The following is a 13668-nucleotide window of genomic DNA, read 5'->3' on the forward strand; positions in this document are numbered from 1 at the left end:
ATCCTGAAAGAAAATGGCTTTGAAATTCATTCCTTAAGTTTGCAAGTCATAAAAAACTCTTGTTTTCCACCACTGCTTGTTGCTAAGTCTTTGCGATTGTCCAACTCGAAATCCGTGATTTCTTCTTTTGTCTTTTCACATTGGAGGGATTGGTCTTCTTGAGTTAAAATAAGAATACCATCTTTATCCAAAGTTTGGATGAGTCGTGTGCAAATGTAGCAGTTGGTTTCAGGTTCAGCATCTTCTTCACAACTCATGAGTCCATAAAAAAGAAGAGATAGGAATATTAGTTTTAGCTTCATGTTTGATTTTTATTGATTTTTCAAATATGAACCTTAAATAAGAAGATTCCATTTACATATGTAAAGGGATTACTCCTCTCTGAAAATTCTTTTCCTAATTCTGCTTAGCTGAGTAGGTGTAATTCCAATAAATCTTGCAATTTGATATTGTGGTATCATATTTTCAAGCTCTGGATATCTTTCTCTAAACAATTTGTATCGTTCGTCTGCCTGAAGGGTGAAATATTCAAACTCTTTTTGCTCTTTGCCTATGAAAAACAGTTCGGTCATTTTTCTACTCCATGCCGCCACTTCTTGATTATGATCGATAAGGTTTTTCCAATCATTGTAATTGCCTACGAACACTTTGGCAGGAGTGAGGGTTTGAATGTTTACTCGATTTGGGGTCGCCGTAACTAAAGAAGTTAGGGCTCCCACATAAGAAATGGCAGTTTTAAAATAAATGGGAGTAAATATTGTTTTAGTGTGCTCTGAGCCATCTCCATTGGTGATATATGCTCTTAGTACACCGTCAAGCAAAATACCGAATTGATTTTCAATTCGCCCTGCTTTAGCAAAATATGCTCCTTTTTTAAATTCAGCTACTTGAAATATTTTTTTTATCTCATGCCAACTATCATCTGAAATTAAGGATAGTTGGTTGACGTATGTTTTAATTTGATCTAAGGGTTCTTCCATTTCACTAATCTAAAAAAAAAGGACACAAAAAAACCACGTCCTTTCGAACGTGGTATATATCATTGGAGCCAAAGACTTGGCTTTGGGTGTCTTGTCTTTTTTACTCGTTGTGCAACCAAGCTTTTTTAGCCAAAAGCTCTTCTTCTGTTTCTACGTAATCTGGATCATCCACACAACAATCCACCGGACAAACAGCTGCACACTGTGGTTCTTCATGGAAGCCGTTACACTCGGTACATTTTCCAGGAACGATGTAATACAAATCCTCATCAACGGGCTCTTGTGGCGCATTGGCATCCACTTGAGTACCGTCTTCCAGTTCAACTTCGGTCAAGCTAGTTCCACCAGCCCAATCCCACTCGATTCCACCTTCGTAGATCGCAGTATTTGGGCATTCTGGCTCACAAGCTCCGCAATTGATGCATTCGTCGGTAATAATTATTGCCATTTCCGTTTATTTATTGATACTTAAAATAAGTGTGCAAAAATACTGATTAATTTTACCCGCCAAAATGTTTGGCATGTTAGTTTATCTATACTGATTTATTTGATTTATGTTGTTGATTGACAGAATAAAATCCTTTGAAACGCTGGGAAACCGTTTGAAAAATCTTTCTTCAGAAGAGATGGAAGAGCTGTGCTTGGGTGCACGAAACGAAAATGCCTGGTTTGTCGAAGACAATGTAAAGATGGCAATTGAGGGGATTGGGATGTTTTTGGATCATGATACACTTGATTCCTGGCTGAAGAATTATCCACTAGATCAAATTGAGCCTAAGAAAATCGGGATAATAGCTGCTGGAAATATTCCTTTGGTGGGATTTCATGATGTCATGTGCGTATTGCTTTCCGGTCATCACCTGATGATCAAGATGAGTTCTAAGGATGGAATTTTAATGCGATTTGTATTGGAAGAACTTTTTAGAATTGAACCCGAGTTCAAATCACAAGTGACTTTCGTTGAGCGTTTGAATGATGCAGATGCATTTATTGCTACCGGTAGCGACAATTCAGCGAGATATTTTGAATATTATTTCAAAAACAAACCAAATGTGATCCGTAAAAACCGTACTTCGGTGGCTGTATTTACTGGAAATGAATCAGAACAAGATTACGAAAATCTCGGACACGATATTTTCCAGTATTATGGATTAGGGTGTCGCAATGTTTCGAAACTATTTGTACCAAAAGGTTATAATTTCAGTCCCTTTCTGGATGCACTTAAACCCTTTGAACCTGTTATCCATCATCATAAATACCGAAACAACTACGATTACAACAAGTCTATCTATTTGGTGAATAGAGAGCCGTTTCTTGATACGGAATATTTACTCATCAGAGAAAGTGAAGAATTGGTATCTCCAATTTCAGTGCTTTATTATCAACAGTATAATGATGAAAAGGAATTGAATCAAATCTTAAAAGAAAATGCAGAGAAGATTCAATGTGTGGTGGGCGGCAATCATATTCCATTTGGTCAAGCACAAAAGCCTGGAGTCGCAGACTATGCCGATGGGGTAGATACGATGGCCTTTTTGACTGGTTTATCTTGAGTCTTTCTTGATTTCACTTCATTGTAGGTTTTTTGATAGGCTTCGTGTTCTGTGCCCATCCAGCGATCCCACCAGCTAAAGTATAGTCCATAATTAGCATTGAAATGCTTGTGATGCATATCGTGGTGCGTAGTGGTCGTGTGCCAGTTGAGCCATTTACTATCCACAAACTTTTTAGGGAATAGCTCGAATCCCAAATGTCCCATCACGTTTCTGGTAATCATATATATGAGAAATGAGAATATAGCGATGGAGTGAAGAGGAAGTGAAAATATCAAAATTGGGAACACACTAGCCTGAACTACCGCTTCCAGCGGGTGAAAAGCGTAAGCTGCCCAAGGGGATGGATTGGTGGATTGATGATGAACCTTGTGAACATATTTGAATATACTTTTATGATGCATCCATTTGTGTGTCCAATAGAAGTAAAAATCGTGAAATAGTATCATGATGGCAATGCTAATAATAACCCATAGCCAACCATGTTGTGCCACGTCTTGATAAATCTGTGTGCCACCGTTCCTCTTTGAATAATGTATGAACGTACCAAAGATGGAGAAAACAAGCACAGTGGACATGGAATAGGCGAACTCAGAAAGTTTCCTTTTTAGGCTTGGTAGTTTTTTTTGTATAATGAGATGTTCTAATGGTTTCTTTAGAATCACCCATATCAGTAGATAACTACCGGAGGCGAAAATGAAGTAGCGAAGAAAATCTATTACTACTATTCGTTGCCATATTTCTGTTGTCAATTGAAAATCCATCGAGTTTTGAATTTAATCAAATATTAGCACTCTTCCAGATCGCAATGCTCTTCTGGAGATTCCAACTCGATAGTGACATGATCTATTTCTCCAGCTTTAAGAATGTCTCGGGCCTTTGATTTTATAATTGCCCCAGTGTCTAAATCCACATCTTGATCTAACACCAGATGAACAGTCATGACATGATAGTCGCCATCCATGGTCCAAGTGTGCATGTCATGGACTTTGGCTACGTGATGGATTTGTTTTAGCTCTTCTTCCAACGCAGATGTATTGACATCTGGTGGAATGCTTTGCAAGATGATCTTGGTACTGTTTTTTAAGTTCCTAAAAACATTGACTAGAATATATCCAGCAATAAGTAAAGATAGTAGAGGGTCTAAAATTGGAACGTCAAAAAAGTTCATGACGATACTGCCAATCAGTACAGCGACCCAGCCTAAGACATCTTCCAGTAAGTGAAGTGAAACCACTTTTTCATTAGCGGTTTTTCCTTTCCTGGTTTTAAGAACCGCAGCACCATTTACGATTACCCCCAGCACTGCCAGTATCATCATGCCGGTAGTTTCTGGCTGCTCTGGAGCTAGTAATCGCGGGATGGTTTCCATCAATATGAAAACTGATCCGATCAATAGAACCACCGAGTTGAGAATGGCGCTCAATACAGAAAAGCGCTTGTATCCATAGGAAAAGGTAGGCGTACGGCCTTTGTGCGAGATTTTTTGAAAATACCATGAGATGCCTAAACTCAGACAATCACCCAGATCATGAATGGCATCAGAAATGATGGCCACACTATTGACATAAAACCCACCAATAAACTCAACAATGGTAAAACCCAAGTTGAGAAAAAAGGCTGTCTTGATGTTACTTACATCGTGATGGTTGTGATCATGTCCGTGGTGATGGTGAGGCATTTATATTTTTTGTCCAGTAGGAAGGCCGTCTAGAGAAGTCATATTTTTCTCTTCCCAGTATGCTTTCACTTTTTGCCGTCCTTTTTTATCATGATAAATATCCAACAAATCTCTGTGTTCTACAAAGTCGTATAGTGGTACGGCCATGCCGCAAGAGTGCTGGATGTGCTCTACATCTACCAAAAAGATTTGTCTTGAGCCTGTGTTTGCTTTGAAAAGTGGGCCATAAGTTGCCCATTCTTCATCCTGCTCATAGATGGCTTTTGCAGATCCGTAAATTCTCATAATGTTTGGCTTTCCTTCAAAAGCACACATCATAATAGTCATTCGGTTGTTGGCCAAAATGTGAGCTGCTGTTTCGTTTCCGCTACCAGTCAGATTGAGCCACGCTACTTGTGTAGGACTGATTATTCTGAATGAATCCGTTCCTTTAGGAGAGAGATTGATTTTGCCATCGGCAGCAGCTGTGGCCACAAAAAACATCTGCTGTGCTTCAATGAATTTTCTAGTTTTTTCGTCGATAGACGTAATGAGTTTGGACATATTGATGTTAATTAATTTCTAATTGAACGAATAAACCTAAGATAGGATTTATTGATTTAGAAGAGAAAATTAGTGCTTACCTAAAAGTGCAGGAGCTAATTTGGATGAAAAGCCTTAATGCATTCATCGAAATCTATTCATTATTGTCTCAAACGTCTGGCAAAACAGTTATTTTAGAGTATCTGACCCTGACAAATGCATTTCTATAAACATCAAAATCGACAGTTCGAATCCGATATATTGACGGTGGGCTGTATTGCGGGAATGATGAGAATGGCGGTGGCCATCTACCGCGATCTTCCATTGGAAGTTATTGATATGGATTTTGTAGTTGATTGCTCGCTTTGTGTGATCTTCCTGCTCCCGCTTATTCTCCTCCGATTTCGTATCCGCTTTGAATACATTGCTGTGCCCTTTTCTTTCTTGATGGTTGGTTTCTTATGTGCCAACTGGATTGTACTTAATGGGATCCGAGGCATGGGAGAATATTACTTCATTGGAGGAATGATCTTGATCGCCTTGATCAATAATGGGAAATGGTTAGTCTTTTTTGTGGTAAGCTGTGTCTTGCTTGAGGTTGGTTTACTGTATGTAGCCATTTTCCGTACGGATTTGATGCCGCAAATCAATGAAGATGATAAGAACATTTATCATTACCTCTGGATTACTGTAGTGGTGACGGTGGCGCTGTTATATCATAAGTCTCAATTTGATAGCAAGCGACAAGATTTAAAGAGTAATCAAAAGAGTTTAGAGTCAAAGATTGAAACACTTGAATCTCAAAATGTTCAATTAGAGCAGCAAAAAGCCTTACTACAGAAGTCGAACGATTGGCTAGAGGAGAATATCAAACAACGGAGTGAAAAACTAATAGGGCAGAGAGCATCTATTGAAAAGTATCTTTCGGTTACTCTCTTTGAAATAGGACCTTACCTGGAATCCACGGTTAATTCAATTGATCAATTGGATAAAGGAACAAAGCAAACGCCGATGGGGACCCTGCTCATGGAATCGGCCGACCATCTTCAATCTGCCATACGTGCTGTGACCAGCAAACTGAAGAATGGTAATTACTATAATCCAGAAAATTAGAAGTAGCATTTGATACCTGTAAATTCAAATATTGAACAAAACGAACTCAAGTTATTTAGACTAGTGTTAGTTGCATCTGTGGCGTTCTGGTCTTTAGGTGTGGTCAAAGACCTATGGTTTGATGCGGATCAAGCGATAATTGTGCTGGATATTATTTCATTTTTGATCTCACTCGTTACTTTGTTGGCATTATCAAAGGGTGCTAACCCAAATCTGACGGCTAACTGTTACTGTTTGACCTGGTTACCTATGTTCGTTTTGTATTGGAAATTTTTGGGAGGAGTAGAAGGCTCTGCTACTTATATCTATTTTTCGATCTGTGTTATTTTTCTAGGTGTATTGAATGGGAAAGCTCGATTGTTTATGATTGTTTCCCTTTGCTTAGTAAATATTATTCTGACATTGGATGCAGATCCTGAAGTGCTTCTGAAAATAAGCTCAACGGAAAATTTGATCAACCCGCTTTCCTTCAACTATCTTTTCAACTCTGCGATTGTAGCGGCAATTGTAGTTTTTATCAAAGTGAGATTCGATCAAGAACGGGAAGATATAGAAGCACAAAATCAAAACCTCGATAAGATAAATACCGAGTTGCAAATCAAAAATCAGTTGTTAAGCAATCAACAAGAGCAGATTAGACATATCCAGAATAATTTGGAAGAGTTGGTCCATGAGCGCACGCTTGAATTAGAAAACAGAAACAAGGAACTAGAGGCCTATGCTTATGATAATGCTCATGTAGTCAGAAGACCCTTATCGAATATATTGAGCCTATTGGATATTTTAAATCAAGAAGACAATGATGGCGTGAGCAAAGATCAGTTAAAGGAGATTAGAACTAAAGCCAGTAATTTGGATGAGGTAGTAAAGAAGATCAATATGATCTTACACTAGTTAGCGCAGCAGGTACATTTTGCCAAATCCATTCTTAAACCCTCGATCCGCAGAGGTCTCCCGATGTTTGAAATTTTCTCCCGGATTTTTGATCAATACCCTATACAGGTAAACGCCATTGGCCAGCTGATCGCCGTAGTTATCATGACCATCCCAGGCGTATTCAGTTTTGTTATTCCCAATGTTGATAGGCCCTAGCTCATCCATGAAGATTTCTTTAACGACTCTCCCAGATACGGTAAGGATTTGAATTTTAATGTCCTCGGGAAACTCGGAGCCTGTGAGGGTGAATACAAACCGTGTACTCGACGAGAATGGATTAGGGTAGGGGTAGAAATTTGTGATGGTAGAAGCATTAATGACTTCAAAATTTATTTCATAAGGTTTCAATCCGGAAGGATTGCCAGAAGCATCATTCGCCAATACTCTTAGACTATAGATACCATCTTCCAACCGTTCTGGGGTGAAGGTACTTTTAAAGTCTTCATCAGCGGTAGCAGGCGACCAGTCCATAGTTGTGCTACTAAAGGCGATACGCTCAAAATCACAAGTTTCACAGGGGTGTTTTAGATAGATATTTATACCTGTTGTATCCTCTTTTAGTAGATAGGAATTTTCGTCATTGAGGATTATTTCTATAGATGGGGTTGGGGATACTATATCACCATCCATGATTTGTACACCATCAAATGATACGTCAACTAAGGGATTCGTCTCATCAGGTTCAATCATTAAATAATTAGAAAAGCGTGCCGAATTGTTGAAAGTATAGACCTCATTTGGATAATTCTTGTTGGTATTCAGAATCATGTCATTCAGCCCCAAGTTGCCCATGGTTACAAAATCAAAATCAAATTGAGTCGAATCTCCGCTGCTTAAAGGAGCAAGATTCATTGAGTCAGCATGGGAAATACTGGTGCTAACATTGATAAGTTCATAGTTCACTTTTATAGAGTCAGAAAAATCTTTTGTAGAGAAATTCCAGAAGGTATAAGAACCGTTGTAAGGTTGTCCCTCTTGAAGTTCTACGGGACTTGTAGTTCCTTCTTGACTGTTTAGAAGCAATAATCCTTCAGGTGCAGTTTCGTAATCCACCCGCCATGATCTCAATTGTTGAGGAGTTTGGAGTACAGGATCACTAATCTCCAATTGCACTCGTGCAAATGGATAGACGGTAGCATCAATTGTGCTCATATCAATGTCGTTGACAGTTGGGCTTTCAACGAGTAGCTGTTCGGTGCGATCCTGCCTTACCCCATAAACAGAGAGTACTTTGGTATCATCGCCGGGATTGCCAGAATCCTGAATGTCTGCAGTCAACTGAGACCAGGACAAAGCTGGCCCAATTAGTCCTGAGGAAATTTCTCCTGTGTCATAACTACCATTAATAGTTTCTTTCAAAAAGATCTGTTGCGCATTTTTAGGCATGACGCCAGAGGTGTCAATTCTTGCAGTACCTGCCGCTAAGTTTTTTGCCCCATACATAATGACCGGTTCGTCGTCTTGAAGTGCATCGAGATTCGTCCTATCAAAACCTAAGGTTTCCAATGCATCTTTAAATGCCCCTGTCCAAGTTGAATAGTCAACCGTACCAAGTGAAAAAATCAGCACTTTGTCATCATTTTCGAGATTATCAATAAATGCCTCCGGGCCGTAAGAAGCGTTACTCATATCCCCCGAAGTATAGTTGAAAATTACTTGTGGTAATACACCACAAATCAACGGTTGCAGTTCATCAAATCCTGGTGGCGACACAGGCTTAAAGGGTACAGTAGATTGTCTTTTAAAGGCAAGGAAATTAATGGAGTTGTTTCTACACCCGGGATCTGCATGGGAGTTGGTAATGAAGTAGTTTCTATCATTGAGCAAAACTTCGGTGTCTTGATAATCGAAGCTAGGGTGATCGGATCCGTAATTTTGTACTTCAAGTTGTAGTGTAGGTGACTGAAAACTCCATAGTCCAGTATTCGGATCCAATTCAAGTCCTTCTGATATTGCCTCAGTGAATTGGACAGGATTGGTCTGCGCCCATCCTTCGCCGAGAGTTCTATCTAGAGTAAATGAGCTAGTTGTCCATTCGTCTCCTTCAGTGGGTAGTGGATCTGTAAAACGAGTGCGCCAGTAAAATACTTTGCCATTCGGTATGTTTCCTTTTTCCTCAAGGTTCACACTAAGCTTACCAATTACCTTCGTGGTTAGCGTTTGACTGATTAAATATTGACTATCGAATGTAGCTGTTGTATCTATTTCTATATCAAAGGAACGGGTGCCAGCAAGTAAGTTGGAGGATTGAAAATAAAACGCTTGGTTAGGATCTATTTGTACAGATAAGTTACTTGGGAAAAGATTGAAAGTACTTCCGGATGATAAAAACACATCTATCGATGCTGTATTATTGGTCTTGTCCATTTCATCTATTCTATTGAATGGGTCCAGGTTGATAGTAAAAGAGTTTAATCCAGAGGCATTGCTCACTTCGTTGTTAATGGTGAATTGAATGGTGTCCTCTCGCAGTACTTGGTCATATAATACAGGTCCATAAATTTTAGTGCTCCCATCTGCGAAAGTCCGGATTACTGAAATATCAAAAGTATCTTCCGCATAGATTCCAAAGTTTCGAATATTCATTTCGAGATAAAATGAATCTACAGTTGCCAGTAGCTGTGAATTATCAAATGTTTCTGCCTTGATGTAAGCCTCATTGATGTCGTAATCAGGTTTGTCCGGTCCGAATATCTTAACCGCTGGGTCACCTTGCAAGTTCACTAGTTGAACCTGAGATACCGAAGATTCTGAAGCTCCATAGGTGTTGATGTATCTCGTCGCGGTCTCCTTCTTAATTTCTCCTACTGATTGGCTAATAAAGAAATCGTCTGTAAAAGCAACGGAATAAAATAGATTGGTATATCTCCTTAAGTTATTGGAAAATGCCACATGGCTGTGTGCCATGAAACTTAATGCACCGAGGTTAGGGGTGAGAATCCAATCAACACCAAATGATTCATTTTCACTAAAGAAGTCACCTGCCAGACAGCCATTGACCATAAAGACAGGGTATTTTCCTTTGTTAGAATATCCGAAGGCAGGGTCTGAAACCTCCCCAATTTCAATGTCAGTAATGCTGCCGCTCGAGTGACCAAAGAAAGTAACCATCATGACGCCATCATTGATCTCGTCTGAAATATTAATAAACTCTACTGCGCTATTGTTGTTTTTGGATAGCTGCACAGATTCTCCTCCCAATAGTTCGCCGTCTGCAATATTTGCAAAACCATCAATATAGGATCGGAAAATATTAAGTTCAGATTCGGTGTTGCCACCACTCAGGTGAACTAAATTTTTTTGCCTTAATGTATTAAAGGGCAAGGCTTCTTCTTCTATGACTTTATTTAAGTAAGCTTCAATGTGATCCGGCTTGGTAGCATTGATTCTGCCGGTGGCCAATACGCCATATCCACTGCCACCATCAAATCCAGTAGAAAAAGGAACATCGGCTCCCGGATAACCATACGTAGGAATGAAATGTCTGGTAGTGGTTAGATCTGGATCCTGTCGGTAGTAATTGGCTTGAACATTGGAGGCTTTACCAATTAAGAAAAGGAATTCAGGTGTTCCATTGTCATAAACATACTCGCAGAAGTTTTTAATGGCAATGGGAGAGGGGTTGCCGTAGTTAAATTGATTGAAGATGGTTTCGATGTCAATATCCAGAACCGTATGACCGCCTCCAGAGACTGATTCTCGGTAGTTCTTATAAGCTGTCACTTGATCTCCCTGACCACTGGTTGTGTTACCTCTCAAATCAGAGTGACTGATCATAAGATAGTTGTAATTCGCAGGGTTAAAGAAATTGAATGACACTTCCTCAAAAGAGGTAACTGCCTTTAAATCAGATTGAGCAAACAAAGTTCTTTGAATGCCCGTGTTGTCAATAATCGCATTGAAGGTTCCTGCCCCTTCGTTTGTACCTATTGATATTGGGTTTGATTTTGAGGTAATATCATAAAGGACAATGTTCGAAGGCGCATTAGCTACATCAATGTATGACTTATTTCCTCCATTCGTTTTCATCACAAACTGACTACTACTAGCAGAGCTCATGTCATACCCTTTACTGTAATCCACTTTGATATACGAAACAGAAACGCGATCTGCTGCACCACCAACTCCATTTACCGTAGCTCTTACAAGCATACTGCCACCCGCCATATCAGTCCAGTTGATCTCTTCTGAAACAAGATAGTTTTCATCCGCATCGAAAGTAGCAGTGGATATTTCTCTGAGTGATCCAGAGTTTTGGCCAACTAAAATGGTCACATTGTGACTGTTGTTGTTGCCGCCAACTAACATGACTTCTATGGAAGGGTTAATATCATCTTGCACTTGGTCGGATAATCCAGTGATGGTATTATCCAGGTTCTGACCTAAGCTAGCAAAGCTTCCGGTCCAGCCTTCTCCTCTGTCATAGGTAGGGAGCACTATTTTATTATCAGAGCCGTAGCTTTGTCCTTCATAGTAGGTGTCTGTTTTAAGTAGTAAAGTTTCATTGATATGATAGTTTTCTGCAGGTAGACCACCTGTGTTGTTTTCCGAAAACTCACTCATTCTAAGACCAGTTACAAGATTGACCTTGTACGTGAGAAAATAGGTAGCTGTATCTGAGAAAATATTGTAGTAGGTGTGTGGTTGATTGGTCGGACTATTGTAAAGTTTAGTGTCAGTAGTTCCGTCGTTTTTTTCTGCATAAAACTCCAAATAATCAGACGAATCAAAGCTTCCGTCGATTTGCCCTTCGACGTGTATGGCGATTTCTTGCCCCTGGTGATACAACTGAATTCTTCTCGGATCGACTATAGTCACTGGAAAACCTGATGCCGCTAATTCTGGCTGGGTCATTCGGTAAATTCCATCTTCACCTATTTTGATTTTGAAATACCTCTGATTGGCATTTAGCCACTCGTTTCCATAAGGTTGTGCCATTGCTGTAGAAAGCAGACACAGAAACACTAAAGTGATATAACACCTATTTCTTATCATCAAATCCAAGTTTAAGTGAAATAACATGTGAGTAAGGTGTCTCCGCCTGATCACCAATATCGGTTAATGCGTAATCAATATTAAAATTTTGAAGTTTGACTCCTATACCAAAGTTAGGTTGATATACTGTGGATGTGGTACGATCAAAATTTTGGATCTCTTGAAATTGACCTGCTCCGAACCGAATGAAAAATTTTGAAATATAGCTAGCTTCTATACCCATTTTTGGGTCAATCGAAATAGTATTTGATTTGATTACCGTGTTTCTTTTCCCATCGAAAGTAGTTTCTAAATCCATGGATACGAGTAGACCGAATTTCTGTTTGATCGTAAATTGGTAGCTAGCGCCAAGGATGGCTCTAGGCAAAGTGATTTCGATTGAGTTTTCTGGTATCACATTGCCCGTCTGTGTATAAATGTCTGCGACCAATTCTGTATTGTGCGACCAGGAATTGTAGGTTCCAGTGATGTCTTTTAGCATTAAGGCGAGGTTCAACTGTTTGATTGACTTGGAGGCGCTGAGATCCAGTCCATACCCCCAGGCGGAGGCGAAATTGCCAGCATGACGGTAGATAATTTTCGCATTACCTCCTATATCTATTCCACCCAACAAGTCGACTTTTCTAGCATAAGAAAAGAGGAACGCATAATCTGAAGCTGAAAAAAACTGGATGTTGTCATAATTGAGTGCGCCGTTCGCATCATATAAAAATCTGGTATCAGGGATGTCATCTATTCCGAATCGAATAACAGTAAAGGCTAAGGCACTTACAGAGTCAATTTGGGTGGCAAAGCCAAGATAGTCGTAGTTGGCAATCCCTGCAAAATACTGGGCATGCATTAAGGAAACATCGTATTTATATTCCAGCTGTGTTAGCCCTGAAGGGTTCCAATAACCAGCACTTACATCGTTAGCCACGGAGGTAAAGGCACTGGCCATGCCCAATGCACGTGCATTCACTCCAATCGCCAAAAATTCATTGCTGTATTTTGGGGTGTTGGACTGAGCAAAGGAGTTGGAAATACATAGCCATCCCAAGATGGCGGCAATGACTATTCTCACGTGCATCAATTGAACTATCTGAACAAATCTAAATACTCTCACTTTGCTATTCAATAATATTCTATGAGTCTGTTGAATTTCTCGTTTGATACCAGATGAATCCGGTTCAAAATTGTAATTGCTTATGAGCTGGTTTGATGGTATAACATTCAATTCAATAGAAATATTTATAATTATTCAAATAATTCATTGAACTCAGTAAAGAAAATTAACGAATTGTAATTTTTTTCACCCAGTACTTGGCCTTGCAAGGTACTATTCCGTATAGAGTTATCAAGGTCAAAAAGAATTTCAAAATTGGAGTCGGATATTACTCAAGTCCGACTCTTTCTAAACTCACAAAAATTCAAGACTATGATTATTTTAATTTTTCTCTTGTTCGCACTTGTCTTCCAATTGGTTGGGAGCTTGTTGAGTTGAGCAAAGCCCAAGACAATTGGATATGAAGATAGAAAACACACAAGTACAGATGAGAAAGGGCATTCTTGAGTTTTGCATTTTGCAAATTATATCAAGAGGGGAGGTATATGCTTCCGACATGCTCGAAGAACTCACCTCAGCAAAAATCATGGTAGTAGAAGGTACGTTGTATCCGCTACTTACTCGCCTGAGAAAGGCTGGTTTGGTAGATTACAAATGGGTGGAATCCAAGTCAGGTCCGCCTAGGAAGTATTATACAATCACTGATGAAGGAACCGAGTTTTTAGGTAAATTAGATGATACCTGGAAAGAATTGGTAACGTCTACTAAAAAGATCAGTGCTAAAAAGGTATCAAAAACCAAAGCAACCAAATCATGAAAACCATCAACAAAACTATAAACCGA

General features: G+C 39.4%; 12 protein-coding genes. 4 read left to right on the plus strand and 8 right to left on the minus strand.

The window, feature by feature from the left end; genetic code table 11:
• Nucleotides 1–26 precede the first annotated feature (26 nt).
• From R8N23_RS09800 to R8N23_RS09810, 3 genes are all read right to left on the minus strand, one after another.
• On the minus strand, nucleotides 27–302 hold the full coding sequence (locus tag R8N23_RS09800) for a hypothetical protein (protein ID WP_318171416.1): 276 nt from the start codon (nucleotides 300–302) through the stop codon (nucleotides 27–29).
• A gap of 69 nt (nucleotides 303–371) precedes the next feature.
• On the minus strand, nucleotides 372–980 hold the full coding sequence (locus R8N23_RS09805) for a Crp/Fnr family transcriptional regulator (RefSeq protein WP_318171417.1): 609 nt from the start codon (nucleotides 978–980) through the stop codon (nucleotides 372–374).
• A 100-nt stretch (nucleotides 981–1080) separates the two neighbouring features.
• Nucleotides 1081–1428 carry a 4Fe-4S dicluster domain-containing protein gene (locus R8N23_RS09810; protein ID WP_318171418.1) on the minus strand — a complete coding sequence of 116 codons (348 nt, stop codon included), beginning with the start codon at nucleotides 1426–1428 and terminating at the stop codon, nucleotides 1081–1083.
• A gap of 106 nt (nucleotides 1429–1534) precedes the next feature.
• Here R8N23_RS09810 and R8N23_RS09815 point away from each other — a divergent pair, with 106 nt between their 5' ends.
• Nucleotides 1535–2533, plus strand: a complete 999-nt coding sequence (locus tag R8N23_RS09815; protein WP_318171419.1) for an acyl-CoA reductase — start codon at nucleotides 1535–1537, stop codon at nucleotides 2531–2533.
• On the opposite strand, the gene R8N23_RS09820 is transcribed toward R8N23_RS09815, so the two are convergent.
• Genes R8N23_RS09820 through R8N23_RS09830 form a run of 3 tightly spaced genes read right to left on the minus strand, consistent with a single transcriptional unit; the run spans nucleotide 2485 to nucleotide 4757 of the window.
• Nucleotides 2485–3297 carry a sterol desaturase family protein gene (locus R8N23_RS09820; RefSeq protein WP_318171420.1) on the minus strand — a complete coding sequence of 271 codons (813 nt, stop codon included), beginning with the start codon at nucleotides 3295–3297 and terminating at the stop codon, nucleotides 2485–2487. The two genes, R8N23_RS09815 and R8N23_RS09820, sit on opposite strands and share 49 nt — an antisense overlap.
• Before the next feature lie 23 nt (nucleotides 3298–3320).
• Entirely contained in the window at nucleotides 3321–4214 is an 894-nt protein-coding gene (locus R8N23_RS09825; protein ID WP_318171421.1) for a cation diffusion facilitator family transporter, read from the minus strand.
• Nucleotides 4215–4757, minus strand: a complete 543-nt coding sequence (locus R8N23_RS09830) for a pyridoxamine 5'-phosphate oxidase family protein (protein WP_318171422.1) — start codon at nucleotides 4755–4757, stop codon at nucleotides 4215–4217.
• 195 nt (nucleotides 4758–4952) lie between these two features.
• Between R8N23_RS09830 and R8N23_RS09835 the strand changes: the two genes are divergently transcribed.
• Entirely contained in the window at nucleotides 4953–5849 is an 897-nt protein-coding gene (locus tag R8N23_RS09835; RefSeq protein ID WP_318171423.1) for a hypothetical protein, read from the plus strand.
• 9 nt (nucleotides 5850–5858) lie between these two features.
• Nucleotides 5859–6743 (plus strand): hypothetical protein, encoded by an 885-nt coding sequence (locus R8N23_RS09840; RefSeq protein ID WP_318171424.1) that lies wholly within the window; start codon nucleotides 5859–5861, stop codon nucleotides 6741–6743.
• On the opposite strand, the gene R8N23_RS09845 is transcribed toward R8N23_RS09840, so the two are convergent.
• Together R8N23_RS09845 and R8N23_RS09850 are read right to left on the minus strand one after the other, a co-directional pair.
• Nucleotides 6744–11780, minus strand: a complete 5037-nt coding sequence (locus R8N23_RS09845) for a C25 family cysteine peptidase (RefSeq protein WP_318171425.1) — start codon at nucleotides 11778–11780, stop codon at nucleotides 6744–6746. It lies immediately after the preceding gene.
• Nucleotides 11767–12849, minus strand: a complete 1083-nt coding sequence (locus R8N23_RS09850; RefSeq protein ID WP_318171426.1) for a hypothetical protein — start codon at nucleotides 12847–12849, stop codon at nucleotides 11767–11769. Before R8N23_RS09850 ends, R8N23_RS09845 begins: the two co-directional genes overlap by 14 nt.
• Nucleotides 12850–13285: 436 nt before the next feature.
• Between R8N23_RS09850 and R8N23_RS09855 the strand changes: the two genes are divergently transcribed.
• Entirely contained in the window at nucleotides 13286–13642 is a 357-nt protein-coding gene (locus tag R8N23_RS09855; RefSeq protein ID WP_318171427.1) for a PadR family transcriptional regulator, read from the plus strand.
• Nucleotides 13643–13668: the final 26 nt, after the last annotated feature.

The sequence above is a fragment of the Reichenbachiella sp. genome (assembly GCF_033344935.1).
GTDB lineage: Bacteria > Bacteroidota > Bacteroidia > Cytophagales > Cyclobacteriaceae > Reichenbachiella.